This is a genomic window from Lancefieldella sp. Marseille-Q7238 (genome assembly GCF_949152215.1).
GTDB lineage: Bacteria > Actinomycetota > Coriobacteriia > Coriobacteriales > Atopobiaceae > Lancefieldella.
Genome location: NZ_OX424407.1, coordinates 675,010 through 701,324, shown reverse-complemented (window position 1 = coordinate 701,324; position 26,315 = coordinate 675,010). Strand labels below are relative to the sequence as shown.

Below are 26,315 nucleotides of genomic sequence, written 5' to 3'. Positions count from 1 at the left end.
CCAATTCTTGAGACTTGATTAAGCTTGCATAATAATTCTCTCACGGTTTTCTTGCGAGCTATAGAAGCAAAGCAGTCGAACCAGCGTCTGCCAAGAAGTTCATGAAAAAGCTGCTGGATACTATGGGTCTTTTAGAGGAAAACCCCTTACTTGGGCCTCTTCATCACGATGCTGATTTGCGCCGGCTCGGATACCGCAAGTTGTTCTGCGATGAGTATGTCTGCATCTACAGCGTTGTGGAAGGGCGTGCGGTAGTCCTCAGAGTGTTTCATGGGTCTGAATTCTACAAGATACGCCTGTAGGCTGAGGATGTAGATTACAAGAGACGCGAGAGAAAACACCCCGAGAAGGTCGACCTTCTCGGGGTGTTGTTGTCAAGCAGTTCACATGTGCGCTCGGTAACGTTTGCGTTGCGCCGTGGGCCTACTTTTTGTACGAATAGAAGCCCTTGCCGGCGTTAATGCCCTGCTCTCCTGCATCAATCTTCTCTTTAAGAAGTGTAACAATGCGGTTTTCGAGTGTGCCTTCCTGCTGAGCCTTAGGATTGAGCATACCAACGTTATAAGCGGTCGTAAGGCCGATGATGTCTAAAATCCTGAACGGTCCTGCCGGAGCGCCGGTACCAATCATCCATGCCTTGTCGATGTCCTCCGGCGAACCTACGCCACCTGCCCAAAGACCCTCGGCTGCTGATAGCAAGGGAACGAGCATTGAATTCAAGAGATAGCCAGGCTGCTCTTTCAATACTTTGACAGGAATCATACGGATGCTTGCGGCAAACGCTACCACCAGATCGAGATTTTCCTGTGCGGTATCTGCATGTCCCATAACTTCCGCAAGCGGGTTCTTCCAGATTTCGTTGGCAAAGTGCAGCGCGAGGTACTTTTCTGGACGGCCAGTGTATGCGGAAAACATGCTGGGAATCATGGTTGAGCTGTTTGTCGCGACAACGGTCTTCTCGGGCAGATGCTTTGCGAGCTCGGTATAAAACGCGATTTTCTGCTTTGGCTCTTCGGCGACGGATTCAATGACAAAATCGGCATCGTTGAATGCTTCGTCCCAGTCAACGGTAAGCTTCAGATGAGCGTATACCTTTTCAACCTGCTTCTTAAGCTCATCGAGTTTCTCTGCAGTAATCTCTTCCTGAGCGACAAGACCGTACGCGTATGCGCTTGGATTGGTTTTGAGAGCCTCAAGGGTATTCAGATAAATCTCCTTAAGACGATCAATCTTGGGCTGCGCGCGACCAATCGACGCGTCGGTACGAAGCCAAATGGTGGTGTCGTATCCCATGTATGCCGTCTGAAAAGCGATTTGGCTGCCAAGGACGCCTCCGCCGGCAACAGTTACCTTTTTTACGTTTGAAATATCCATCGGACTGTCCTTCCTCCCTTGAAGAGACGATGTCTTACGTTCGTTCTCATATACCCCATGAGAGTCTGAAAAGTCAGATTCTGCGAAGGTATTCCGCGACCGTGATAGTAACAAACGTGAACGGCAGGGCTGACGTGGCGAGAAGCCCCTTGGAAATTGACATGTCGGCTGCTTGCTGTCACGCTTTTGTTCAACGAAACAGTTAAATGAAACAGCTCAACGAAGCATGTACCAAAAATGACGGAGGCAACATGATTGACGGAACATATGACATAACGGCCGAAACTCCCATGGGTCCGAAGACGGGCACCGCGATTTTGCATGCTGAGGATGAAACTCTTACGGGAACTATGAGTGCTCTTGGTATGGAACTTGCTATTGAGAACGGCCGCGTGCAAGGCGATTCGTTTACCTTTGGCGGAAACGTAGCGACCTTTGTGGGGCCTGTTGTATTTACCTGTGGAGGCCGTGTGCAAGGCAATACTATCGAAGGTATTGTTCATGCCGCCGGACGTGACTTTGCCTTCAGAGGTACGCGTAGGGGCGCATAGCTGAGCTTGCCGACGTGCCGTGAGAACCCCTTTAGAGCATCTGGAGCAAACCATACATAAAAGCTATGGACTCAATGAGTTGGATGTTTTGTAGCTTTTACCGATTTTTGAAGATATTTCTTGCCTTCTTCTCGAAGCGGTATGACACTATCAAATAGTTATCATTGGCTAACTTTTGATAGTCGGCTTCAAAATCACAATGCCTGTCAATGTTTGCCATAAAGACAGATGTTTGATGTTGAAGCCGGTCGCAGGGAGGCAATATGGATGCACAAGAGGTTGTGCAGGGGGAGACTGCGCAAAATCCCCAACAAAATTCCGGACAGCAGAAGGAAGAGACTGCAAATCAGCAGCCTCAAGTAAATCCCGTAGCCGTGCTGCTTGAGTGGTCAGACAGAAAGGGTACCTACGCGTTCTCCGTTCTTCTCGCCATTATTGGCGTTATGGGGAGCATGGTGCCGTATGTCGTTGCCGGCACTATGGTGGTCGGCATTTTTAACGGCGTTCGGGATTGGTCATTTTACCTGCAGTGGGGTCTTATCGCTGCCGTAGGCTATATCGTGCAGATTATCTTCCATCATTTTTCGACAACGGTTTCCCACATTGCGACGTTTGCTACCATCGCAAACCTGCGCGTTCGTCTTGCGCAGAAGCTCACACGCGTTCCTATGGGATACGTGCTGGATACTCCGTCAGGCACGCTTAAGCGCCTGCTTGTTGAGAAAATAGACAGTATCGAAACAACACTTGCTCATGCCGTTCCCGAGCTGACGTCAAACCTCACCGTTGTTCTTGCGGTCTTTATATATCTGGCGATTCTTGACTGGCGCCTGGCTCTTGCCACGCTGCTGACTATCGTCGTGGGCCTGGGCTGCCTGGCGGGCATGATGAAAGACTACGCGTTCTGGTATCAAAATACCATTACTACCGGCAAAGAGATGAATAACGCCTCGGTTGAGTATGTTTCGGGCATTGAGGTTATTAAGGCGTTCGGCCAGTCGGCAAGTTCCTACGAAAAGTTCTCAAAGGCGGTGTACGCTTCCGCACATGCTTTTATCGACTGGATGAGCCACTGCCAAATTTGGCAGGACGCTATGCTTTCTGTCGCTCCCGCGACATTGGTGACGGTACTGCCGCTGGGATGCCTCTTTGTTATGCAGGGTACGCTTTCGCCTTCAACGTTTGTTATGTGCGCGGTGTTGTCGCTTGGCGTCTTTCAACCTTTGTATGCCGCGATGAGCTTTGGCGATTCGCTTGCCCAGGTTGGAACAATTGTTGAGGAGATTTCAGAGGTACTGAACTACCCCGACCAAAAGCGTGCCGAGAAGCCCTGCGCGCTTGAAGGTACTGACATTGTGCTCACTGATGTTCATTTTGCCTACGATGCCGATGAGGTCATTCACGGCATCGATCTTACGGTTGCATCCGGCCAGGTAACGGCATTCGTTGGCCCCAGCGGTTCCGGCAAGTCGACCCTCGCGCGCCTTGTTGCGGGATTCTGGGATCCCACTGAAGGTTCGGTTTCTATTGGAGGAAAGGATATCCGCATGCTGGCAGCGTCCCAGCTTGCTGACCTTGTGGCCTATGTTGATCAAGACAGTTACCTTTTTGATGAAACTATTATGGACAACATCCGGATGGGCCGCAAAGGCGCTACGGACGATGAGGTTATCGCGTGCGCTAAGGCATCCGGGTGTCACAACTTTATACAGTCGCTTCCTGACGGCTATCAAACAGTTGTAGGAGGCTCGGGTGGTCATCTGTCGGGCGGCGAGCGCCAGCGCGTAGCTATCGCGCGTGCGATGCTCAAAAACGCACCAATCATCTTACTTGACGAGGCTACGGCGTATGCGGACCCCGAGTCGGAAGCTGAAGTCGAGTCTGCGGTAGCAAAACTTGTAGCTGGCAAAACGCTCGTAGTCATTGCGCACCGCCTTTCGACTGTGCAAAATGCCGACAAAATCGTGGTTGTCAACGACGGACGCATCGAGGCTCAAGGCACGCATGACCAGCTGATGGATACCTGTCCGCTCTATGCGACTATGTACCGCGCACATATGGGCGCACTTGACGAGGCTTAACGAAAGGGGCTGCCGATGCTTTCTGTTTTGAAAATGTACTTCCAATTTGGAAGCGCGTATCGTGACAGGCTCTACAAGGGCCTCCTGTTTACCATTTTGTGCTGCCTGTTTGAGGGCCTGCAGATAACCGCGCTCTGGATAGTCTTCAGCGCGCTGACTGCCGGGACGCTTTCGGGTCAGACAGCTCTTCTCGCCCTAGGAGTTATGGGTATCAGCATTGCGGGTACCTTTGTGTGTTCGCACTTCAAGAGCGAGAATTTCTGCGACGCCAACTTCAGCATGGCAGGTAAAAAACGCGCCGAGGTCGGGGATACGCTGCGCCATTTGCCCATGGGTTATTTCAACGAGAACAGCCTTGGTGAAGTGACGTCAATTATGACCAACCAGCTTGACGCTATGCAAAATCTTGGTGGCCTTTTGTATATGACCATCGTTGGTGGCTTGGTGTTTTCCCTGATTGTTGTCATCTTTTTGTGCGCGCTTGACTGGCGCCTTGGCCTTATGGCTGCCGTGACGCTGGCGCTCTTTTGTCTGAGCATGGAACTTTTGCAAAGCTACGTACGCGTGACGGCTGAAAAATTTTCTGCAGCCAACACCGCTCTTGTAAGCGCGGTGCTTGAATATGTGCGTGGTATCAGCGTAGTGCGCGCGTTTTCTCTTGTGGACGATGCGGAAGGCAAACTTGCGTATACCGTTGATGATTGCCGAGCCCAGGCTTTAGCCCTTGAGTTTAAGGCGCTGCGCTTCTCGATTTTGCAGATGGTGGTTTCTAAGGCCACAAGCGTTGTCATGTGCCTGATGTCTGTATGGCTGTGGCTCTCCGGCAGCCTCGCTACGGCTACCTGCCTGACCGTAGTGGTGGTATCGTTTATGCTGTTCAGTCGTCTAGAGGCGGCCGGACGCTTTTCGGCGATTCTTCGCAATATCGAAATTGCTATGGAGCAGACAAATGAACTTCTCGCCACGCCTCCCATGGATGAGGGCGCGGCCATCGAGAAGGCCGATGCCTTTGACATCGAAGTGTCCGATATTACCTTTGGCTATGATGACCGCCGCATCCTCGATGGCGTAAGTCTTTCTATTCCTGCAGGCACTTCATGTGCTATCGTGGGTCCTAGCGGGTCCGGTAAAACAACGCTAGCCCGTCTGATTGAGCGTTTTTGGGATGTAGATTCCGGCAAAGTCACCTTGGGAGGACACGATGTGCGTGACTACAAGGTTGATTCGCTGTTGCAGAATTTCTCCACCGTTTTTCAGGGCGTTTTCCTGTTTGACGACACTATTGAAAACAATATCAAGTTTGGTAGCCCTGAGGCGACGCATGAGCAGGTGGTAGAAGCCGCTCGCCGTGCCTGTTGTGAGGAGTTTATACAGGCGTTGCCCAACGGCTATGAGACGCGGCTGGGAGAGAGTGGCTCTTCGCTTTCCGGCGGTGAGCGTCAGCGTCTTTCCATCGCTCGCGCCATTCTGAAGGATGCGCCGATTGTGGTGCTTGATGAGGCGACAGCCAATGTTGATCCTGAAAATGAGCTCGAGCTCCAGCGCGCTATTGCTGAGCTTACGCAGTCAAAAACGGTCATCATGATCGCTCACCGCTTAAAGACAGTGCGCAACGCCGACCAAATACTGGTGCTTGACCATGGACATATCGTGCAGCGCGGTACCCATGAATCGCTTATGGCGGAAGGCGGTCTCTACGCTGACTTTGTCAATATGCGCGAGAAGACCGTTGGCTGGAAGATTGCCTAAAGATTGGCGAAGGATAGGATTTCGGTTAAGACGATGCCTGCAAGTAAGCGTGCTTGCAGGCATCAGTTTTAGTGAAAGGCAGTTTCTCGGTGTGCAAAGTTTTGATGATATATATGGGTTACAGCAGTGAGCCATGCCGTCGTATGTAGATTGTCTTGACGATGCTGATAAGAATCAGATAGCCAAGCATAAGCGCTAAAAGCCAGCCGAAAAAGACTACCGGTAGACGAACTAGACCGAGGGCGGTAGATACTACAGGCAGGAAAGGCAGTGCACTGACCGCTGCGATGCCAATAATCGTAAGCGCTGTCAGGGCTGCAGAGGGGCGGCTTTGAATGAAAGGCAGTTTCTCGGTGCGCAAAGCGTGCAGGACAAACGTCTGGGTCCACATGGATTCTATGAACCAGCCTGTCTGAAATGACGCGATAAAAAGAGTTTGGGCGGCGAGAGCGCCGGAGGCGGTCAGTTCTGCCCAGGTGCCACCTGAAAGGGCCGGGGAGATGATAAAGAACATGAGCGCGAAGGTGAGTATGTCAAAGATGGAACTTACCGGTCCTATCCAGAGCATAAAGCCTGTAATGGAGCGGGCTTCCCATGAGCGGGGCTTTGCCAAAAAGCTCTCATCAACCGTATCCCAGGGAATTGCGATGCAGGTCAGCGTATAAGCAAGTCCCAAGAGCAAGAGCTGGAGCGCGGACATAGGCAAAAACGGAAGCAGAATACTGGCAACCATAACCGAAAGAACATTTCCGAAGTTTGAACTGGCGGTTGCCTTGATGTATTTGATTGTATTGCCATAGGTACGCCGGCCTTCCTCAACACCGCTTTTAAGGACGAGAAGATCTTTCTGCAGCAGGATGATGTCAGCTGATTCCTTCGCTACATCAACGGCAGTATCCACAGAGATGCCGACGTCAGAAGCACGCATGGCAGCCGCGTCATTGATGCCGTCGCCCATAAAGCCTACGATATGGCCATTTCGGCGGAGCGCTTCAACAACACGCGCTTTCTGCATGGGAGAAAGTTTGGCAAAGAGTTGCGTCTCTTCAACCCGCTTACGGAGCGTCTGATCGGAGAGAGCTTCAATTTCTTCGCCCAAAAGAAGCACGTCGACTTTGATGCCGACTTTTTCGCAAACGGCCGCCGCGACGCCTTCATTATCGCCCGTAAGAACTTTGACGCTGACGCCCCTCTCGCCAAGCTTTTTGACAGCTTCAGCAGCGCTTGCTTTAGGCGGATCAAGAAATGCCAGATAGCCAATGAGAGTCATCTCGGACTCATCATCGACGCCAAATTCACCTACCGGCCGCGGGTCGTCCTTCTGCGCTACCGCTATGACACGCATGCCTTCGGCGTTGAGATGTTGCACGCGTCGAAGCACTTCGCGGCGCTGCGCTTCGGTCAAGGGAGACACCTCGCTGCCAAGATCAACGGAGGTGCAGACGGTGAGAATTTCCTCGACGGCGCCCTTGGTAATCATCTGGGTTCTGCCCGAGTCGTCCTTGACCACCACGCTCATACGGCGACGCTCAAAATCAAAGGGAACCTCATCGATTTTGAGGTAATCGCCGGTCAGATGGTCTATATCAGTAAGGCGCCTAGTAGCTTTGATGATGGCCTTATCGATGAGATTGCGAAGCCCTGTCTGAAAATAGCTGTTCAAAAAAGCATGGCGTAAAACGGATTCGTCCTCCTCGCCGAGGACGTTCAGATGACGCTCAAGTATGACCTCGTCTGCCGTGATGGTGCCGGTCTTGTCGGTGCAGAGGATATCGATGGCGCCGAGATTTTGAATGGCAGAAGGGCTCTTGACGATGACATCTTGTTTTGCCATCCGCGTGGCTCCGCGTGAGAGACAGGTGGTGACGATGACGGGCAACATCTGCGGCGTAATGCCGACGGCAACCGAGACGCTGAACAAAAGCGCGTCCAGCCAGTCTCCTTTCATGATGCCATTGACAAGCAGCACAATCGGGCACATGACCAGCATAAAGACAACAAGAACCTTAGAGACCGATTTCAAACCCGCATCGAAGCTTGTCTCGGCAGGCGGCTGCCTGAGCGCCTTTGAAATGCGCCCTACATAGGTCTCGTCTCCTGTGGCCACTATAACGGCGCGAGCGCTGCCTGATTGTACGGTGGTACCTGCGAGCAGCAGATTTGTGCACTCAGAGAGGGAAAGCGGATAGCGTGTTCCATCGGCTCGCCGCCGCGCGTGAACAACACCCGTCAGCTTTTCGACAGGCTCGGATTCTCCGGTCAGGGCAGCTTCGTTTACAAAGAGATCCTTGGCGTCAAGCACGCGGCAGTCGGCAGGTACCATGTCTCCGCTGGCGAGAAGCACTACGTCTCCAACGACTACCTCGGCAAAAGGGATTTCTGCGCTAAAGCTGTCGTTATCTCCGGCGGCTTCGGTATGATTGCCGGAGCCGTTGCTGTCTTTGGCAGCTGCAGCCTCATCATCGAAGCTGTCAAAGCTGATTGGCTGGCGGATTACGCATGTGGTGGCGGTAACCATCTTTGAGAGCGCCGCGGCTGCAGAAGCGCCTTTTGAACTTTGCACGAAATCAATGATGCCTGAGATGAGCACCATAACGGCAATGATGATGACCGTAGAGGGATCTTTTTCTCCGGGTGGCGCCAGCATAACGTTGGTGACATAGGAGATTGCGGCGAGTACTACCAAAATGAGTGTAAAGGGGCTTGCAAAGCTTTTGATAAATCGAATAACCGCTGGATCCTCAACGGCCTCCGAGATAGCGTTGGGACCATTGAGGTCAAGCTTGGCCTGAGCGATGTCAATCGGCAGCCCCTGGGGCGTAGTGTGTGCTTTGTGACAGACGCTGCGTTCGGAGTGGGCGGCAGCAAAGGTCAGCAGAGTTCCGAGGTCTCCGCTCGTGAGCGTACGGTTGCTGTGGTTGTGAATTGCGCGCCTGGTTGAAGACATTGCGCACCTCCGTTTCGGAGTCATGCCGAGTGTGTCGGCGTCGGCCGGTGGGTGAGAACCTGGCGCGGAACATATGCTTCACATAAGTTGTGTCGTTCTTATCGGTAAGAAACGAAGGACTGGCGGGCGAGAAGAACGCGGCAAGTTTCGCAGCGCTTTATGCCGAAGGAAAGCCACAACGCGTAAAGATGGGGCTCCGCGCTTGAACGGGGACTTCGACTGTGATCGGACATAAAGCACCTCCTTATACGGGAGATCAAACTGCCTAAAACTACCTGATAATCGATGCATAAAGACAACGCGTCCATAAGCCATTTCTGGCAGTAGCGTAGCGATATACTCTGCAAAGGTCAAGGGCTTCGCTGAGCCATTGTGATTGTGCCACGGAAGTTTTCCTGCAGCTCATTGTTCATGCTGACCATAGGAGGGCGATCAATCTTTACACGCTTGCGCTCGGAGTACGTCGCGCGGATTTGAGGTAATGGGTACGCTGCGTAAATACAGGCAGATAGACGGTCAGCTCAACAAGTGCACCTCAAGTTCCTGATAGACCGGAACCCATTTGAGGTTATGGACGGCAGCTGAGGCATCCGTGATTGGCTTGCGGTTCAACCCCTGCTTGACAGCCTCTTTAGCAACGCCTGTGGCGATACGTTCCGAGAACTCGGTGATGCGGGAAACGGGAGGCAAAACTGCGGCTCCAGGTTGTGTAGTGTCGACAATGCCGCCCAGGGAGTGAGCTGCCAAAGAAATCATCTGATCGGTTAGAAGACGTGCTTTTGAGGCGAGAACGCCAAGACCAAGACCGGGGTAGATAAGGGCGTTATTTGCCTGACCAATCTGGTAGGTGACGCCGTTGACCGTGACATCATCGGATGGAACTCCGGTGGCTACCAGCGCGCGTCCTTCGGTCCACGTAAGCACATTAAAGGCTGTGGCTTCGGCTAACTTTGTGGGGTTAGAGAGCGGGAAAATCATAGGACGCTTGCAGAGAGCGGCCATTTCTCTGACAACGTCTTCGGTAAAAGCCCCGTGGACGGTAGACGTTCCTACCATAATGGTGGGATGAACGGCGCGTACTACGTCCAGAAGCGTTGTAAGGTCAGCGTCGTCTTCAAACTCGGAGCGTTTGCGGGCGAAGGGACGCTGTTCAGGCGTCAAGGAATTCATATCGTCAAAAAGCAACCCCTGGCGGTCTACCAGGTAAAAATGCGTGCGTGCTTCTTCTCGGTCCACACCCTGGTCCACAAACTCTTGCAGAATACGATTAGCGATGCCGCAGCCTGCGGTGCCGGCGCCAAAACAGAGATAGATCTGGTCGGCGAGCTTTTCGCCGGTGATATTCAGACCGCCTAAAATACCAGCAAGGGTAACAATGCCGGTGCCTTGAACGTCATCATTAAACACGGGATAGGTATTTTTGTATTTGTCGAGCAATACGGTCGCATGACTGCGCCCGAAATCCTCAAAGTGCAGATAGAGGTTGGGGAACAGCTGTTCAGCGCAGGTGACAAAGCGGTCAACAAACTCGTAGTACTTCTCGTCATCAAAGCGTCCGTGACGCTCGCCAAGATAAAGATCGCTGTCCAAAAGTTCTTGGCGATGAGTGCCCGCGTCGATAACAACTGGAAGGACGCGGCTAGGGTCAAGACCGGCGGCCGCGGTATATACCATGAGCTTGCCAACGGAGATTTCAACGCCGTTTGTGCCCCAGTCGCCGATGCCGAGAATTGCTTCGGCGTCGGTAACCACAATGAGGTCGATATCGCGGCCGGCGGCGGCATTGACCAGCGACGCCTCGATGCTTTCGGGATGGTCAGCAGACAGGAAGCAGGCATATTGCGAATCGACGTAGCGCTCAGAGTACTTCTCGATATCGGGCGCGATGGTGGGGTCATACACCACGGGCATGAATTCCTCAAGATGCTTGGAGAAGAGGTTATAGAACAGAGTCCGGTTCTTTGAGAACAAACGCATCAGATAGTGGCGTTTAGCCTCACTATCAGCCTTTGTCGAATAGTTCTCATAGGCTTGTCTGACCTGCTCCTCAATGGTTTGAATATGGGGAGGCAAAAGTCCCACAAGGTTGTACTTTGCGCGCTCTTCAGCTGTAAAAGCTGTTCCCTTGTTCAGAAAAGGGTCGTTCAAAAGGTCAAGGCCGCGCTTCATGATGCCTCCCGATGTCGGTTTTATTTCACAACAATAGTACCTTTTGGATACGCGATATCCGCGTCTGTAGCGAGAAATACGTTGTTTCCCGCGGTCTTTGGCGTGCTGGGCCATTCCGGAATGTAGACTACATGGGCAAAAACGCTTCCAAATTCCTTAGTGACTTCAGCAAGCGGCGCTGACGTGGGACCTTCCAAAGGGCAGCGGATGTCTGCCAGGTAAAGGCCACCCTTGCGCAGCCGCTCATGTACCAGCGCCGCTCCTTGAGCGGTCTCCATGGGGCCAAGAGGTTTTTTACCTGCAAACACCTCGTTTACGATAACAGCGAGCGAGTCAGCTTTCTCGTTTTGAAGAACCTTCCAGGCGTCGTCCGTGATGATATGCACTCTGCCACCGTGATCAGCGTTGCTTTGAGCGAGCACTTCATCAAGAAAGAAACGCTCATGTGCAATTGCGACAATCTTGGGATCAATCTCTACGGCAGTGATATCCAGCTGAGGGCAGTGAGCGATGAGATATTTCGGGAGCGAAAATCCACCGCCTCCCAAGACGAGCACACGGTCGCGCGGCTCTTCTCGCGGCGTGGCGGTGACCTCCTCAATCAAGCGTGCCATAAGGCGATGATACTCAACTGCCAGCTCGGCGCGGAGCTGTTTGGGTATGTAGCTTACCGACTGGTACGTTCCGTTGACATTCAGAAGGCGCACGGGAGTGTTGTCGGTGTCGACGGAGTCAAACACCATTGTGACGCCAAATTTCGTACGCGTGACATAAATGCCGCGAAGTCGAAGAATCCATAAAAACAGCAGGTAAATACCGATAATCGCGAGACAAATGATGAGCGACCAAAGCAGAAGCGCTTGTAGATCAGATGTGAGCATACTAATTCCTTGTTATTCCGTTGCTTTCTCGGTTATACTAGCGGATGCGACATCGCGCGTACGCGTGAATGAGCGATATACACTTAAATTGTCACGGAGGTAGTTCCTATGATTCTTGGTCTTGGCATTCCTGAGATCCTCATTATTCTCGTGGTCGTTCTTGTGATTTTTGGGCCGAAGAACCTTCCGAAGCTCGGTAAGTCGTTAGGTCAGACAGTCAAGTCTGTTCGCGAGGGTATGGAAGAAGATATTGACGACGACAAAGACGCCAAGAAGTCTTCCAAGAAGGAGGACGATGACGTTGATGTGGAAATCGTCGAGGACGAGAAGAAGGCCGAGTAAACGCGCTTCTCGCGCAACGCCAGACCACATCCAGTCAACCCTGCACCAGTCCTATTAACAGAAAGAATCCGATGGATACCAGCAAAGAGATTGTACTTACCCCCGAAGGTCGTCAAAAGCTTGTTGAAGAGCTCGCGTATCGCGAGGGCGAAAAGCATGACGAGATTGTAGAACGCATCAAGGAAGCTCGCGGCTTTGGTGACCTTTCCGAAAACTCCGAGTACGACGCCGCCAAGGAAGAGCAGTCGCACAACGAATCCCGCATCAATGAGATCCGTCAGATTCTCTCTGTCGCGAAAGTCGTTGAAGGCGGCAGCAAGCGCAGAATCACGGTAGCCATTGGCACTACCGTTGAGTTTGAAGACGCAAAGGGAAAGACGGCAAAGTACATTATCGTGGGCACCACCGAGACCAATTCGCTTGAACATAAGATTTCAAACGAATCACCCGCAGGAGAGGCGCTTATCGGCCATAAAAAGGGCGACAAGGTAGAATTCACCACGCCGAACGGCAAGGTGAAGAAATACACCATTACCGCAATTACCCGCTAGACCGGCCGGAACATACAAGAGTTCGCCCCGTGTCTGTCCGGCGCGGGGCTTATTTATTGAAATCCCAGGAGGATGCATGTCGGAAAACGCGCAAAACGCTGTCGAAAAGAATGGTGTTGCCGAGAAGAACAATGCCGCCGAGAAAAACAGCGCTGAAGTGTCAGTCAATGACGAGCGCGCCCAGCGCAGGGCTCGCCGCCAAGCCTTACTTGATGCCGGGATCAATCCGTATCCTATACAGTCTGAGGTTACCGCGCACGTTTCCGAACTGGAAGAACGCTACGCCGCGCTTGAGAACGGCGAGAGCACTGAAGACGAATACGCTGTTGCGGGCCGCGTCCGCGCCATTCGCAATCAGGGCAAGATTGCCTTTGTCGTTATCGAAGACCATACCGGTCAGCTGCAGCTGTTCTGCCGTATCAATAATCTCGATGAAGCAAGTTGGGATCTTCTCGGCATGCTTGATTTGGGCGATATTATCGGTGCCACCGGTACGGTGATGCGCACTCGCCGCGGCCAGCTTTCCATCGCGCCTGTTCGCCTGAGGTGGTTGTCTAAGTCGCTGCGCCCGCTGCCAGAGAAGTTCCACGGTCTTACTGATCGCGAAGTCCGCTATCGCCAGCGCTACGTTGATCTTATTATGAATCCTGAGGTACGCGAGGTATTCCGTAAGCGCTCTCAAATCATTTCCATCATCCGCCAGCATATGGAAGACGACGGTTATATGGAGGTAGAGACTCCCGTTTTGCAGGAGATTCTCGGTGGCGCTAATGCCAAGCCGTTTATCACGCACTACAACGCCTTAAACACCGAAAACTATCTGCGCATTGCTACCGAGCTACCGCTCAAGCGTCTGATTGTTGGCGGCCTTGAGCGCGTCTTTGAGATTGGTCGTCAATTCAGAAACGAGGGTATGGATCTTACGCACAACCCCGAGTTTACCTCCATGGAAGCGTATGCTGCCTACTCTGATTTGGCCGGTATGCGCAAACTTTCTCAAGAGCTTTTCCAGGATATCGCTCGCCGTGCCTGCGGCTACGAAGCTGGCCACGAGGTTATTACCTTCCAGGGTACCGAGATTGACCTGTCGGGTGAGTGGCGTGTGGCGCCTCTTTCAGAGATAGCGTCTGAGGTTACGGGTGAGGATCTCTCCATTGACACCCCCGTTGAAAAATTGCGTGAGGTGCTTGATCGCTTTGATATCGAGTGGAACGTTGAGTGGGGAGCCGGAAAGCTTCTCTTTGAGATCTACGATGAGCTTGGCGAGAAAAGCATCATAAATCCGACATTTGTATGTGACTATCCGGCAGAAGTATCTCCTTTAACCAAGCGTAAAGACGATGATCCTCGTCTGACTGATCGCTTTGAGCTGGTTATCAAGGGTGCCGAATATGCAAACGCCTATTCTGAGCTTAATGACCCCGTGGATCAGGAAGAGCGTTTTGCCGCTCAAATGGAGGCCAAGCGTCAGGGCGATGATGAGGCCATGGAGTACGATTACGACTTCATCCGCGCTCTTGAGTACGGTATGCCCCCCGCAGGCGGTGTCGGTTACGGAATCGATCGCATGATTATGCTCTTCTGTGATCAACCTTCGATTCGCGACGTTCTGCTCTTCCCGCAAATGAGACCCTCAAGGCCGAACAATAAAGAAGCGCATGAGGATGCAGGAGCCAAAGAAGAGGGCGCATCTGAAACCGCGTCTGAGGCCACGTCTGAGGTCGCGGCAGAGACTGCTTCTGAGGCAAGCGGCTTCTTCGCGCCAAACGAAAAGATTGACTTCTCCGGAGTGAAAATTGAACCGTTGTTCACTGATTTTGTGGATTTTGATACGTTCAGCAAAAGTGATTTCCGCGCCGTCAAGGTCAAGGAGTGCTTGGCTGTACCAAAGAGTAAGAAGCTCCTCAAGTTCGTCTTGGATGATGGAACGGATACGGACCGCGTGATTTTAAGCGGAATTCACGCTTATTACGAGCCGGACGAATTGGTTGGAAAGACTTTGATTGCTATCACAAACCTCCCGCCCAGAGCCATGATGGGTATTGATTCTTGTGGCATGCTGCTTTCTGCCGTGAACGAGCGAAACGGCGAGGAAGAACTGCATCTTCTGATGGTGGATAACCGCATTCCGGCAGGCGCCAAACTGTACTAATCCGACAGAGGCGCATCAAACTTGTACCAGAGGAGGCAGGCTATGAAGGTCTTACTCTATGGCGTTGGTGTAATCGGTTCATTAACAGCGCATGAGCTTTGCCGCGCTGGAAATGAGGTTACGGTTATCGCAAGAGGCCGGTGGAAAGAGGTTCTGGAGCAACAGGGACTTCGAATTCATACATACTCTGGTAACAAAGAGTGGACAGATTATCCCGAGGTGCTGGGTGAGTACGATGGAAATACCTATGATGTTGTTTTTTCCATCATGCAAAATCAGCAGCAGACCGAAATAGTGGATACACTAGCTCGTGTTCAGGCAAAGTATGTTGTGCTTGTAGGAAACAATCTGCAGAGTGAAAAAATGCAGCAGCGGCTGATTGATTACGGCTGGAATGCGAATCAAATTGTATTTGGTTTTCAGACCAGTGCGGGCGTGCGCCATAAAGACTATACGGAGGTAATTACCTTCGGTACTCCGGAACTAACCATTGGTCATGTAAGCAGTGATGTAAGTGGCAAAGAAAAAGAGTTCTTTCAGCAGATATTTGCCACCTCCGACATGAAGGTAACGTTTATGGACGATATGCAAAGCTGGTATCGCTGCCATGTGGCATTCGTTCTTCCAATTGCATACCTTTGTTATCTGCATCATTGCAATCTGCGAACCTGTACCTACCGCGATACGAAAGCATACATCCGTGCCGGAGCGGAAGCGTATGATTTTTTGAAGTCTATCGGAACTACAATTCGTCCTAAACATGAGGATCGGAATTTTTCCGGAATACGTGGATTGCTACTAACGGTGGTCATGTGGATTGCCGCTAAAACGAAGTTTGGAGATCTTGCCGCCAGCGACCATTGCAGGAATGCTGTCACAGAAATGCAGTTTTTGGATCAGGAATTTAATAGGCTACGGGAGCAGAACCCGTCCTTTTCCATGACAACCTTTGATCAGCTGCGAAACATGATGCCTACCTGGGAGCAGCTGCACCAAGAATACGATGCAGCGGAAAATGATACGCGGGCGGTGTGAGCCAATGTGCGCAGGACTGAAGTAGAAGCTCAATGTGCGCAGAACTGAAACAGAAACTACAACAGAAGCTGAAGCGTATGGGATATCAGGAAGTGGAACTGACCTAACCTGACCCGACAACCGGCGCTATGTTTGCATCCGACGATACTGGGTACATAAACCTCCGAAAAGCGACAGAGAGGTTTATCTGCAATGTTTGATAAATTCACAGACAAAGCCCGTAAGGTCATGAGTCTTGCGCAAGATGAGGCGCGCAATCTTGACCAGCTGTATGTTGGTACGGAGCACCTGCTTCTTGCTCTGATAAAAGAGGGTGAGGGTATTGCGGCTCAAGCGCTCGCCAAGCTTGACGTGACGTACGAGGAGACCCTTGCAACGGTAAAAGAGCTGACCACAGGTTCGGGCGATCCTGTTCCCGGAGGACACATTCCCTTTACTCCGCGCACTAAACGCGTACTTGAAGACGCGTATCGTGAGACCATGACGCATGGGCAAACCTATATCGGCACCGAGCACCTTCTTTTAGGCATCGTATCCGAGGGCAACGGCCGCGCTATGGACGCCCTGCGTACGATGGGCGTTTCTGGTGATGCCGTGCGTACCGCCGTTGAAAATCTGATTGAGTCCGGCGCACCTGACGGGTCAGGTCCGGCCATACAAGATGTTCGCATGGATCCGAGCATTTTTGGCATGCCCGTTGGAGGACCCCAGCGTGCTACTTCCAGTTCCGGTGATGGTTCTATGCTTGAACAGTTTGGCCGCAACTTGACCAAACTTGCGTCAGACGAAAAGCTTGATCCCGTAATCGGCCGCGACCGCGAGATTGAGCGCGTTATGCAGGTGTTGGCGCGCCGCCAAAAGAACAATCCGCTTATCCTTGGCGACCCGGGAGTAGGCAAGACGGCCATTGTTGAAGGGTTAGCGCAGCTTATCGCTTCAGGTAATGTGCCAGATATTCTTCGTGGTAAGCAGGTATGGACGCTTGACCTTGCCAGTCTCGTAGCAGGCTCCAAATATCGCGGTGAGTTTGAGGACCGCATGAAGAAGGTCGTCGCGGAGCTGGAGCAATCTCAAAACGACATTCTCTTTATAGATGAGATTCATACCGTTATCGGTGCCGGTTCAGCGGAAGGCTCCATTGATGCTGCTTCAATTCTGAAGCCGCCTCTTTCGCGCGGAGAGATTCAGGTCATAGGCGCAACTACAGCGGAAGAATATCGCAAGCATATCGAGAAGGACGCGGCCTTCGAGCGCCGTTTCCAACCTGTGAACATCGGTGAGCCGAGTACGGACGACACCATCAGCATCATCTACGGTCTGCAGGATCGTTATGAGAAGCATCACCATGTGCGCTATACCGAAGCCGCTATCAATGCGGCGGTCATGCTTTCCCATCGCTACATTCAAGATCGTTTCCTGCCTGATAAAGCTATTGATGTCTTGGATGAGGCTGGCGCCCGCGCCCGCATTCACAAGATGTCGCTGCCGCCTGAAATTGCTCAGGTAGACGCCGATCTTGAGCGCGTGAGCAAAGACAAGGCAAAAGCCGCTTCCGTTCAGGAATTTGAACGCGCAGCGCAGCTCCGCGATGAAGAAAAAAAACTTCTCGCTCAACGTGACGAACTTGAGAAGAATTGGCGTGCGGAGCTTGATGAGCATATCGTAACCGTTGATGAAGATGATATAGCCAAAGTAGTCTCCAGCATCACAGGCGTTCCGGTGTCGAGCTTGACTGAAACCGAAGCTTCGCGCCTGCTGCGCACGGAAGATATCCTGCACAAGCGCGTTATTGGTCAGGAAGAAGCCGTGGCAAAGGTTGCCAAGGCAATCAGGCGTTCCCGCAGTCCGCTCAAGGATCCGCGCCGTCCCGGCGGTTCGTTCATCTTCTTGGGGCCATCGGGCGTTGGCAAGACGGAGCTTGCAAAATCGCTGGCGGAGTTCCTCTTCGGTAGCGAGGATACGCTCATATCCTTTGATATGTCTGAATATATGGAGCGCCATACCGTGGCTAAGCTCGTGGGCGCGCCTCCAGGATATGTGGGATACGACGAAGGCGGCGAACTTACTAAAGCGGTGCGTCGTCGTCCGTACTCCGTTCTCCTTTTTGACGAGATTGAAAAGGCTCATCCCGATGTGTTCAATGTACTGCTCCAGATTTTGGACGAGGGTCGTCTGACGGATGGTCAAGGCCGCCATGTGGACTTTTCTAACACGGTCGTTATCATGACGTCCAACATCGGCGCGCGAGAAATCGCAAAGACCAACACCATGGGTTTCTCGGCTGAAGGCTCCGGTGGTCTTTCCGATAAAGAGATTTCAAGTCGCGTGATGAGTGAGCTCAAGCGTAGTTTCCGTCCTGAGTTTTTGAACCGCGTGGACGAGATCGTGGTCTTTAAGTCGCTTACGAAAGAACAGCTTCGTAGCATTGTTGACCTGATGGTTCTTGAGCTCCGCGATCGTTTGATTGCGAACGGCATGTCCATTGAGCTTACCGATGCCGCTGCGGACCTTATCGCTAAAAACGGAACCGACCCCGTCTATGGAGCTCGTCCGCTTCGCCGCGCCATTCAGGCAATGATTGAAGACCCTCTTTCAGAAGAGCTGCTTGAAGGAAAGTGGCAGGCCGGCGATATCGTACTGGTTGATGTGGACGATACGGGGGAAAGCCTCTCGTTTGTGAAGACCAAAGGAGAGATTCCCGCGCCGCGCAAGCGTGAAAGCATGGCGCGCGTTGAGGATACGTTCAACCTTCCTGCAATGCCCGAGCCAAAGACGCCTGCGCAAGGTTCCGGTCTGGCATCGTCTGCCGACTAAACATACGGCGAGAAGCGCTTTGACGGGGCGAGAAGAACCTGATGTCTAAGCGGCTTGCACTTCTCGCGGCGTGATTGATAAAAACCCGTATACTTTACTGTAACGGACTGCCGGCTCTTCGGAGCCGGCTTTCATACGGGAGAGCGTTATGGAGTCTTCACAGCTTACACAAACACTTGATGATACGGACGCTCGGCAGGCGCTTGCTATCAAGATGACCGCTCCGGGAACGGCGCTGCGCATGGCGCTTGACATGATTCTCGCGGGACATCTCGGCGCTCTCATTTGCGTGGGGGATCGTGAGAACGTGCTTGCGGCGGGCAGTGACGGCTTCGCTCTGGACGTTTCATTTACCGCAAACCGCCTGTTTGAGCTCTGCAAGATGGACGGTGCCGTGGTCATCGATAAGGACCTTACCCGCATCGTGCGCGCCAATTTTCACCTGAACCCGGACGCCTCGCTGCCGACTGCCGAAACAGGCACAAGGCATCGCACAGCAGCTCGCATGAGCCTGCTGACCAAATCGATTGTGGTGGCCGTTTCTTCTCGTCGCTCACTGATTACGGTTTACGTTGATGGTCGCGCCATTCAACTAAAGGCTGTTCCTGCGATTATGACGGCCGTCAGCCAGCTTTCGGTTGCCATGCAAAACACGCGCCAAGCGCTTGACCGTGAACTTTTGCGTCTTACCGCTCTTGAGCTGGACAATTATGTAACACTTGGAGATGTCGCCGAGACATTTTATCTCTTTGAGGTGCTCATGAAAGTGGCGGAGCAGCTCGATGCGCGTATTCTTGAGCTTGGTACCGAGGGCAAGATAACGTCCATGCAGCGTGAAGAATACCTGGGCGGTGTGAACGAAGCGTATGACCTTATGATTCGTGACTATGCTAAGGACTCCTCGGTTGAAAACGCGCGGACGATACGCCGTGCGTTCCATGAAACAGAGAACACGGAGCTCAGATCATCTCAGGTTGTAGGCCATATTCTTGGCTACAGCGAGGATCTTCCAACCGATGCGGCTATGGTTCCTTTGGGACTTCGAACGCTTTCGCGTGTCTCGATGGTCAGAGACGATATGGCAGCAAAGATCGTTGACGAATACGATTCTTTGCAGGAGCTTCTGAACGTCGCTGAAACCAATCCCAACCGCCTTGGTGATTTGGGTATAGAAAATCCCGGCGCTCTGGCCAATGCGCTGCGCCGCATGTGGGGGAAGTCCGAATGAGAGTTTCCGGCGCCTGCACACAAACCAAGAATTCTTGCGCCCAAGTTGTCGAGAAGAACAATGGCCCCGATACCGTGGCCGTGATTGTTGCCGGCGGTATCGGTGAGCGCTTTGGCTATCCGGGTGGTAAACAGTTCATTGACCTTTGCGGACTGCCTTTGATGAGCTGGTCCATTTTGGCGTTTGATCATGCGCCGAGTATTGCGTACGTGGTCATTGCATGTTCTCCGGAAAAAGTGGATGCCGTGCGAGAGTCAGTGCTTTCAGGCCTTAAGCTGCATAAGCCAATTACCTTTGCTGCATCAGGAAAGACGCGCCAAGCATCGGTATATTCTGCGCTTAAGGCAACTCCACGCGGCTTTGATTTGGTGGCCGTACACGATGCGGTACGTCCGCTCATTGAAGTGGAGACCATTGAACGCGTTATTTCTCGCGTGCGCTCAGATGCTGCTCTTGCAGGAGCTATTTGTGCGACTCGTGCCGTGGATACGCTCAAGCGCGTTGAAGGTTCTACCATTGTAAGTACGCCTGACCGTTCGTTTTTGTGGGCTGCTCAAACACCGCAGGTTTTTCGCAAGAAGATTTTGATTGAAGCCCATGAAAGAGCTCTTCAAGAACGGATAGCGGCAACGGATGATTCTTCGCTTGTTGAGCATTTGGGTGGCGTGGTTGAAGTGGTGGAGTCATCAAATGACAACATCAAGGTAACCTATCCTTCTGACCTTACCATCTGTGAAGCGCTTCTCGGCAAGCATCTCATGGATGGTGCCGACTCCTGTATTTTGTTTGACGGCGGGGAGGCATAAGGTGGCACTTCACATTGGACACGGATATGATGTGCATCGACTTGTGCCGGAGCGAAAGCTCGTGCTGGGCGGTGTAGAGATACCCTTTGAGCGGGGACTTTTGGGTCATTCGGATGCAGATGTCCTTGCGCACGCTCTGATGGACGCGCTTTTGGGAGCACTTCGTGAGAGTGATATCGGCCAGCTTTTTCCTGACAGCGACCCCGCGTATGCGGGTGCGGATTCCATGGATCTTCTCGCTGCTGTTGCCCGGCGGGTGAGAAAAGCAGGCTATCATATTGTGGATTGCGACTGTACAGTCGCTGCTCAGGCACCAAAGCTTATGCCATATCGTGATGCCATGCGTTCGCGGATGGCTGAGGCTTTGGAGGTATCCAAGGCGTGTGTGGGTGTGAAGGCCACCACCACCGAAGGGCTTGGTTTTGTCGGCGCAGGCGAGGGAATCGCCGCCTGGGCAGTTGTGATTTTGGAGTCTTAAGCTTTCTTCACAGGAAACTCAACAATGGAATCACAAGAATCTAGTAGCCTTTGATCATGTGTAACTACGATAACGATATGATTTTGTTTGAGATTATTGAGTAACGAAATAAGCTGCCCTATGCTCTTTTTATCCAAAGCCGAAGTTGGTTCATCAAGGAGCATTACCTGTGGGTTCTTCAATATCATACGAATAATGGCAACTTTTTGTTTCTCGCCACCTGAAAGACTTGGATGGGAATCATCAAGTATCGTATTAAATCCCTGAGGAGCAGAATCTATCAGATGATTGAGATTTAACTGCTCAACAAGGCTCACGACCTTCTCTTTAGAGGGCTCATCTTTGCAAAGAAGCGTAAGATTATTCCAGATTGTATCTTCAAGAATCATCGGTTCTTGCTCGGTGAATCCAACTATGTCCTCTCTGAGTACATAATGATCAAGCTTACTTAGTTCGGTCGAATTGTAATCTATTGCTCCATCGTATAGTCCGCTCCATTCAGCATCTATAAGTTTAAGTAGAGTAGATTTTCCACAGCCATTGTGACCCGTGAGTGCATATAATTTTCCCGGTTCAAAGGCAGCGTTTGTTTTGGTAAGAACTGGCTTTGTATTATTGGGATAGGTAAAGCTTACGTCTGTACAAACAAGAGATTCGATCTTAGTATCAAGTACCTGCATTCCGTTTGGTTCTGTTGGCAGTGTGGAAATTTTCATAAGACGCTCGTAGCTCACGAGGCTGCTCTGATATTCAAGACCGAATTCCGTGAAATACATTGCGGCAGAGGTAAGCATTGAATAGTAGCTGGCTATAGTAGCAAGATATCCTACCTGCATATTCCCTATAGAAATTTGGTAGACTCCTAGTGCAAACAGTATTGCTTGGCAAAAGGCGGTTAATGCACCATTTTGGGCTTTGACTTTTGCAATCAACTTATTGCTGCTGTAAACAGCGGCGCGAAGTTTTTGATAGGTTTCCTTGAGTGCATGGGCGAAGTGGCTAAATAATACATGGCGCCTAATGAAATCAACTTGGCTAAATTGGCTGAACTCACAGGAAGCATATTTAGAAAGCTCTTCTTTGCACTCATAGTTCTTTTTAAAAATCTCATTATGGAAATAACTGTATACAAATCCCACTGAAAGCGTCAGAAGACAACAAACGAAGGCGAGAAGGATATTGATTGAGGCAACTATTCCAATAATGACCACAACAGTTACTGTGCTTGTTATGACTTGCGAACCGGATATTAAAAAGAAAATTGATATGGTACTTGCATCGTTGTTAACACTGCGATGATAGTAAGCAGGATCATAGGAAGAGAAAAAGTCTTGCCTCGTGTACTGTATCCTTTTAATAGCATCAGCTTCTAGCACAAATGATGAGTCTGACTGTAGATAGGTATATATAAGGTCAGAAAAGTATTCCAAAAGAGCTGACAATACTCCCAAAAAAGCAATGAGGGCACAGGGAACAAAAGTTTCGTAGAAGCTCGTTTGGGCAACAAGTAGATTAATAACCCACCCGGTAATAAAAGGAAGGGACGCATCTGTAAGGGCTTTAAGCAACTTTAGAGCCATATATCCTGTATACGTTGCTTTGTTCTTTATTGAATTCCAGCAATATAGAATTAACTTACGCATAGTCTTTTGTACCCTCAATCGTTACTGTGCAGATCTTCAAACGAATCCTATGTTGAGTCTGCACTTTCAGTCCCGGGTTACATCAAGTGCGAGAACCTTAATTTAGGGACTTAGTAAAGCAATATGATTCATTTGCTGTCTAAAAACTACACCTCTATTATTTCCGTTGGAAAGAATACAAAAGAGGTATTACGTGAACGGTACCGATTTTGTGAAACGATTTAAAAATAAGTAGTAAATACGCAGATAAGAAGTGTGTATTTCGATAATGTTACTATCGGCCGAGTGGTATTGTGCTTACTATCTTTTTGTATTAAATTTCAAATCTTGTGAGTAGCATCATACTATAGTATCGTTTTTTCGTGCTTTTCTAATTCATACAAAGACAAATGAAATTTTGAATGAAGTCTTTTTCAAATAGGGAGTGTACATGCTCGTTTACAATACTCAGACGCATCGCAAAGAGATTTTTACACCTATTGATGAGGGCAAAGTTCGGATGTATGTCTGTGGTCCTACGGTGTATGACCAGATACATATCGGTAATGCACGCACGTTCTTGTCGTTTGATGTAATACGCCGGTACCTCATGCATGCAGGATACGAGGTTACCTTTGCACAAAATTTGACGGACGTTGACGATAAGATTATCAATCGTGCTCTTGAGCAGGCTCGTACAGCGCAGGAGGTTGCAGAGGAATACTCTGCCGCTTTCATTGAGCAAATGCATCGTTTTAATATTCTTGACCCCGATATTCGCCCGCGCGCCACGCATGAGATCAATGCCATGGTTGAGATGATCCAATCCCTCATTGAACAGGGATTTGCTTACGCAGTGCCGTCGGGAGACGTGTACTTCTCGGTGCGAGCGGATCACAATTATGGCGTGTTGTCTGGTCGTGATCTGGATCAGCTGCGTGCAGGTGAGCGCGTTGAGGTCAATACCGAGAAGCGCGACCCGTTTGATTTTGCCCTTTGGAAGGCCGCAAAGCCCGGTGAACCCAGCTGGCCGAGTCCATGGGGAGAAGGACGTCCCGGCTGGCATTCTGAGTGCTGTGCCATAATTCACCGCTACCTTGGAACGCCAATTGATATCCACGGCGGTGGGGCAGACCTCGTGTTTCCGCATCATGAAAACGAAACGGCTCAGGCAAGCTGCTGCTGGCATGAGCCCTTGGCAAACTATTGGATGCATGCGGGCATGCTTCGCGTGGAGGGCGAGAAGATGTCCAAGTCCCTGGGCAACTTCTATACGCTCAAAGAGGTGCTGGATTCCTACTCAGCAGATGCGGTCCGACTTTTGATGCTTCAGACGCACTACCGTGCGCCGCTTGATTTTTCTTTCGAGCGCTTGGACGGTGCTGTCGGTACGCTTGAGCGTATGAAGACCTGTGTGGCTAATTTGCGCTGGGCCGCCAAAAACGCCGAGAGTACTGAGCGTTCTGTTGACGCTGGGGGCTCTGCCAATACCGGAGATGCGGCACAAAATCACAAGCAATCTGACTGCGAAAATGAGCTTACCTCAGCCATTGGCACTGCACGCGAGAACTTTGAGCGTTCCATGGCGGATGATTTCAATACGGCAGAAGCCCTTGCCGCGATGTTCACGCTGGTTACTGCTGCAAATACCTATCTTGCCGATGCGGCCGATGCAATTAACGCAAAATTGACGATTCATGCTGCGGATACGTTGACAGAACTTTTTGGAGTGTTGGGAATTAGCGTCAACACGGACAAAGCGTCCGACGAACTTCCTCATGAACTTATTGATTTGGCAAAGTCTCAAGCAGGTTATGAGGGGGAAAGCGTCATGCAAGCGGCAGAAGCTCTTCTTTCTGCTCGCCAAAGCGCACGTGCTGAGAAGAACTGGGCGGCTGCAGATGCCATCCGTGATGGCATTGCCGGTCTGGGACTTCTGATTGAAGACACAGCTTCGGGAGCGCGCTTGAAGCGAGCGCACGACAAGGACTGAGCATATGGCGCGTCAACAGAAATCGAACAAAGGTAAGAAGCGTGTTAGCTGGAACGAGGCGTTTGGGCCGAAAGATCGACGCAGTGGCCGTGAACATGACCATGACAACTCAGCACGGGGCAGTCGGGCTGGCCGTGGTGCCAGTCGCGGCGGTAAAGGCGCTCTGAGCGGCGCCCCCCGTCCTTCTCGCCAACGGAGCGTTTCCGATTTGATTGAGGGTCGCCGTGCAGTCGCAGAGGCGCTTGCCTTAAACATTCCGCTTAAGAATGCGCTGGTGCAGGTTGCGTCTGGCGAGCGTGATCAAGAGATTGAAACGCTTGCCAAACAGTTCTCATCCGAAGGCGTTCCTGTTGAGCGGGTGCCTCGGCAGGTTTTGGACGCCCTTTCAAGTCATGGCGCTCATCAGGGTGTTATTGTGCGGACCCGACCCTTTGAATACGCGGAACTTTCCGATATTCTTGAGAAAGCGGGTTCAAAAGACGCGCTGGTAGTGGTGCTCGACCATGTGACCGATGAAGGTAACTTTGGCGCTATTGTCCGATCTGCTGAGGTAGTTGGTGCTGCAGGGGTGGTGATTGCCAATGCACGTGCTGCTCAGGTAGGCGTAGGAGCATACAAAACCTCTGCCGGTGCTGTTTTGCATGTGCCGATAGCGCGGGTTTCTAACGTATCACGAGCGCTTGAAGAACTGAAATCCGCAGGATTTTGGACATGTGGCGCTACTGAGCATGCCACGGACGATGTGTGGGGCGCACCCTTGGGCGGCCGCCTTGCGCTCGTGATGGGTTCCGAGGGTACAGGCATTTCTCGCCTCGTGCTTGAAACATGCGACTTCACCTGTAAGCTTCCGCAGCGTGGAAAGATTGAATCGCTGAACGTGGCACAGGCTACGACCGTTATGTGTTACGAATGGTTGCGTCGTGTGAGCATGGGTGGCGTTTCATAATGTCTGTGCGAGAAGAACGCGAACTTCTCATCGTTGACGGCTATAACGTGATGCACGCCACCGCTCGCTATGAAGGTCTGATTGATGAGGCAAATCAAGCCGACGGCTTGTTGAGCTCGGCGGATGCTGCATATCATATGGACAGCGATCCCTTTATTCGCGCTCGTGAGGCACTCATTTCCGATGTGGCGACGTTTGCGCATCATCGATACAAGGCGGTCATTGTGTTTGACGGGGCAGGTAACGTAAACCCTGAACGCCCCGATCGTTCGCGAGCCGGCGTCAAACTCATTTTCTCAAAGCCTAATCAGAGTGCGGATACCGTTATCGAAAAACTGGTTACGGAAGCGCGGGAAGCCGGTCGATCCGTTTCTCTTGTCACTTCCGATAAGGATGTTCGTTCAACGGTCGGTTTTGGTCCCGGTGAGGTGACACGCATTTCAAGTGCTGCGCTTGTTCGTGATGTTGAGGTGAGTGATACGGCTATTGATGATTTACAGCGTGAAACAGGTCGTACGCGTATGACTTTGGAGGATCGTCTGTCTCCCGAGCAGCGACAACGCCTTTGGGATCTGCTGGATCAGTAGGGGTTGTAG

19 protein-coding genes and 1 pseudogene are annotated in these 26,315 nt (G+C 51.5%); 15 read left to right on the top strand and 5 right to left on the bottom strand.

All coding sequences use genetic code 11. The features are described from left to right. Nucleotides 1-89 precede the first annotated feature (89 nt). Nucleotides 90-302 (top strand): annotated as a pseudogene (locus QM016_RS03205) (type II toxin-antitoxin system RelE/ParE family toxin); the annotation flags it as partial. Between the two features lie 121 nt (nt 303-423). On the opposite strand, the gene QM016_RS03200 reads toward QM016_RS03205, so the two are convergent. Then, nucleotides 424-1,374 (bottom strand): 3-hydroxyacyl-CoA dehydrogenase, encoded by a 951-nt coding sequence (locus QM016_RS03200; protein WP_282710143.1) that lies wholly within the window; start codon nt 1,372-1,374, stop codon nt 424-426. Nucleotides 1,375-1,625: 251 nt separating this feature from the next. Here QM016_RS03200 and QM016_RS03195 point away from each other — a divergent pair, with 251 nt between their 5' ends. The 3 genes from QM016_RS03195 (at nt 1,626) to QM016_RS03185 (ending at nt 5,755) form a co-directional block, all read left to right on the top strand. After that, nucleotides 1,626-1,925 (top strand): hypothetical protein, encoded by a 300-nt coding sequence (locus tag QM016_RS03195; RefSeq protein ID WP_282710142.1) that lies wholly within the window; start codon nt 1,626-1,628, stop codon nt 1,923-1,925. Between the two features lie 263 nt (nt 1,926-2,188). After that, the gene (locus tag QM016_RS03190) at nt 2,189-4,006 is read left to right on the top strand and encodes an ABC transporter ATP-binding protein (RefSeq protein ID WP_282710141.1); all 1,818 of its coding nucleotides are present in this window, start codon (nt 2,189-2,191) and stop codon (nt 4,004-4,006) included. Nucleotides 4,007-4,021: 15 nt separating this feature from the next. Then, nucleotides 4,022-5,755 (top strand): ABC transporter ATP-binding protein, encoded by a 1,734-nt coding sequence (locus QM016_RS03185; protein WP_282710140.1) that lies wholly within the window; start codon nt 4,022-4,024, stop codon nt 5,753-5,755. A 118-nt stretch (nt 5,756-5,873) separates the two neighbouring features. Here the strand turns inward: QM016_RS03185 and mgtA are convergent, their stop codons facing one another. The 3 genes from mgtA to QM016_RS03170 all read right to left on the bottom strand — a co-directional run bounded on the left by mgtA (nt 5,874) and on the right by QM016_RS03170 (nt 11,752). Continuing rightward, nucleotides 5,874-8,702, bottom strand: coding sequence for a magnesium-translocating P-type ATPase (gene mgtA, locus QM016_RS03180; protein ID WP_282710139.1), 2,829 nt, complete (start codon nt 8,700-8,702; stop codon nt 5,874-5,876). A 516-nt stretch (nt 8,703-9,218) separates the two neighbouring features. Beyond that, nucleotides 9,219-10,871 (bottom strand): malolactic enzyme, encoded by a 1,653-nt coding sequence (locus QM016_RS03175; RefSeq protein ID WP_282710138.1) that lies wholly within the window; start codon nt 10,869-10,871, stop codon nt 9,219-9,221. Between the two features lie 20 nt (nt 10,872-10,891). Further along, nucleotides 10,892-11,752 carry a fused MFS/spermidine synthase gene (locus QM016_RS03170; RefSeq protein ID WP_282710137.1) on the bottom strand — a complete coding sequence of 287 codons (861 nt, stop codon included), beginning with the start codon at nt 11,750-11,752 and terminating at the stop codon, nt 10,892-10,894. Nucleotides 11,753-11,860: 108 nt separating this feature from the next. Between QM016_RS03170 and tatA the strand changes: the two genes are divergently transcribed. The 8 genes from tatA to ispF all read left to right on the top strand — a co-directional run bounded on the left by tatA (nt 11,861) and on the right by ispF (nt 21,158). Further along, the gene (tatA, locus tag QM016_RS03165; RefSeq protein WP_016477872.1) at nt 11,861-12,094 is read left to right on the top strand and encodes a twin-arginine translocase TatA/TatE family subunit; all 234 of its coding nucleotides are present in this window, start codon (nt 11,861-11,863) and stop codon (nt 12,092-12,094) included. Nucleotides 12,095-12,165: 71 nt separating this feature from the next. Further along, nucleotides 12,166-12,645 carry a transcription elongation factor GreA gene (gene greA, locus QM016_RS03160; RefSeq protein ID WP_282710136.1) on the top strand — a complete coding sequence of 160 codons (480 nt, stop codon included), beginning with the start codon at nt 12,166-12,168 and terminating at the stop codon, nt 12,643-12,645. Nucleotides 12,646-12,721: 76 nt separating this feature from the next. Next, nucleotides 12,722-14,797: a lysine--tRNA ligase gene (gene lysS, locus QM016_RS03155; protein ID WP_282710135.1), complete on the top strand. Its 2,076-nt coding sequence runs from the start codon at nt 12,722-12,724 to the stop codon at nt 14,795-14,797. Between the two features lie 42 nt (nt 14,798-14,839). Further along, nucleotides 14,840-15,832 (top strand): 2-dehydropantoate 2-reductase N-terminal domain-containing protein, encoded by a 993-nt coding sequence (locus tag QM016_RS03150; protein ID WP_282710134.1) that lies wholly within the window; start codon nt 14,840-14,842, stop codon nt 15,830-15,832. Nucleotides 15,833-16,024: 192 nt separating this feature from the next. Further along, nucleotides 16,025-18,646, top strand: a complete 2,622-nt coding sequence (locus tag QM016_RS03145) for an ATP-dependent Clp protease ATP-binding subunit (protein ID WP_282710133.1) — start codon at nt 16,025-16,027, stop codon at nt 18,644-18,646. A 148-nt stretch (nt 18,647-18,794) separates the two neighbouring features. After that, on the top strand, nt 18,795-19,874 hold the full coding sequence (gene disA / locus QM016_RS03140) for a DNA integrity scanning diadenylate cyclase DisA (protein ID WP_282710132.1): 1,080 nt from the start codon (nt 18,795-18,797) through the stop codon (nt 19,872-19,874). Next, nucleotides 19,871-20,680, top strand: coding sequence for a 2-C-methyl-D-erythritol 4-phosphate cytidylyltransferase (gene ispD, locus QM016_RS03135; RefSeq protein WP_282710131.1), 810 nt, complete (start codon nt 19,871-19,873; stop codon nt 20,678-20,680). Before disA ends, ispD begins: the two co-directional genes overlap by 4 nt. Before the next feature lies 1 nt (nt 20,681). Next, nucleotides 20,682-21,158 carry a 2-C-methyl-D-erythritol 2,4-cyclodiphosphate synthase gene (gene ispF, locus QM016_RS03130; RefSeq protein WP_016477865.1) on the top strand — a complete coding sequence of 159 codons (477 nt, stop codon included), beginning with the start codon at nt 20,682-20,684 and terminating at the stop codon, nt 21,156-21,158. On the opposite strand, the gene QM016_RS03125 is transcribed toward ispF, so the two are convergent. Beyond that, nucleotides 21,155-22,801 (bottom strand): ABC transporter ATP-binding protein, encoded by a 1,647-nt coding sequence (locus tag QM016_RS03125; protein WP_282710130.1) that lies wholly within the window; start codon nt 22,799-22,801, stop codon nt 21,155-21,157. The two genes, ispF and QM016_RS03125, sit on opposite strands and share 4 nt — an antisense overlap. Nucleotides 22,802-23,231: 430 nt before the next feature. Between QM016_RS03125 and cysS the strand changes: the two genes are divergently transcribed. From cysS to QM016_RS03110, 3 genes are read left to right on the top strand one after another with little or no spacing between them, the layout of a single operon-like run. Further along, nucleotides 23,232-24,773: a cysteine--tRNA ligase gene (gene cysS, locus QM016_RS03120; RefSeq protein WP_282710129.1), complete on the top strand. Its 1,542-nt coding sequence runs from the start codon at nt 23,232-23,234 to the stop codon at nt 24,771-24,773. Nucleotides 24,774-24,777: 4 nt separating this feature from the next. Continuing rightward, the gene (gene rlmB, locus QM016_RS03115; RefSeq protein ID WP_282710128.1) at nt 24,778-25,719 is read left to right on the top strand and encodes a 23S rRNA (guanosine(2251)-2'-O)-methyltransferase RlmB; all 942 of its coding nucleotides are present in this window, start codon (nt 24,778-24,780) and stop codon (nt 25,717-25,719) included. Further along, nucleotides 25,719-26,306, top strand: a complete 588-nt coding sequence (locus QM016_RS03110) for an NYN domain-containing protein (protein WP_282710127.1) — start codon at nt 25,719-25,721, stop codon at nt 26,304-26,306. Before rlmB ends, QM016_RS03110 begins: the two co-directional genes overlap by 1 nt. The last annotated feature ends 9 nt before the right edge of the window (nt 26,307-26,315 follow it).

Bases quoted from the DNA above. Each gene is read 5' to 3' on its own strand.
- QM016_RS03200 (WP_282710143.1), bottom strand. From the start codon at position 1,374: ATGGATATTTCAAACGTAAAAAAGGTAACTGTTGCCGGCGGAGGCGTC.
- QM016_RS03195 (WP_282710142.1), top strand. From the start codon at position 1,626: ATGATTGACGGAACATATGACATAACGGCCGAAACTCCCATGGGTCCG.
- QM016_RS03190 (WP_282710141.1), top strand. From the start codon at position 2,189: ATGGATGCACAAGAGGTTGTGCAGGGGGAGACTGCGCAAAATCCCCAA.
- QM016_RS03185 (WP_282710140.1), top strand. From the start codon at position 4,022: ATGCTTTCTGTTTTGAAAATGTACTTCCAATTTGGAAGCGCGTATCGT.
- mgtA (WP_282710139.1), bottom strand. From the start codon at position 8,702: ATGTCTTCAACCAGGCGCGCAATTCACAACCACAGCAACCGTACGCTC.
- QM016_RS03175 (WP_282710138.1), bottom strand. From the start codon at position 10,871: ATGAAGCGCGGCCTTGACCTTTTGAACGACCCTTTTCTGAACAAGGGA.
- QM016_RS03170 (WP_282710137.1), bottom strand. From the start codon at position 11,752: ATGCTCACATCTGATCTACAAGCGCTTCTGCTTTGGTCGCTCATCATT.
- tatA (WP_016477872.1), top strand. From the start codon at position 11,861: ATGATTCTTGGTCTTGGCATTCCTGAGATCCTCATTATTCTCGTGGTC.
- greA (WP_282710136.1), top strand. From the start codon at position 12,166: ATGGATACCAGCAAAGAGATTGTACTTACCCCCGAAGGTCGTCAAAAG.
- lysS (WP_282710135.1), top strand. From the start codon at position 12,722: ATGTCGGAAAACGCGCAAAACGCTGTCGAAAAGAATGGTGTTGCCGAG.
- QM016_RS03150 (WP_282710134.1), top strand. From the start codon at position 14,840: ATGAAGGTCTTACTCTATGGCGTTGGTGTAATCGGTTCATTAACAGCG.
- QM016_RS03145 (WP_282710133.1), top strand. From the start codon at position 16,025: ATGTTTGATAAATTCACAGACAAAGCCCGTAAGGTCATGAGTCTTGCG.
- disA (WP_282710132.1), top strand. From the start codon at position 18,795: ATGGAGTCTTCACAGCTTACACAAACACTTGATGATACGGACGCTCGG.
- ispD (WP_282710131.1), top strand. From the start codon at position 19,871: ATGAGAGTTTCCGGCGCCTGCACACAAACCAAGAATTCTTGCGCCCAA.
- QM016_RS03125 (WP_282710130.1), bottom strand. From the start codon at position 22,801: ATGCGTAAGTTAATTCTATATTGCTGGAATTCAATAAAGAACAAAGCA.
- cysS (WP_282710129.1), top strand. From the start codon at position 23,232: ATGCTCGTTTACAATACTCAGACGCATCGCAAAGAGATTTTTACACCT.
- rlmB (WP_282710128.1), top strand. From the start codon at position 24,778: ATGGCGCGTCAACAGAAATCGAACAAAGGTAAGAAGCGTGTTAGCTGG.
- QM016_RS03110 (WP_282710127.1), top strand. From the start codon at position 25,719: ATGTCTGTGCGAGAAGAACGCGAACTTCTCATCGTTGACGGCTATAAC.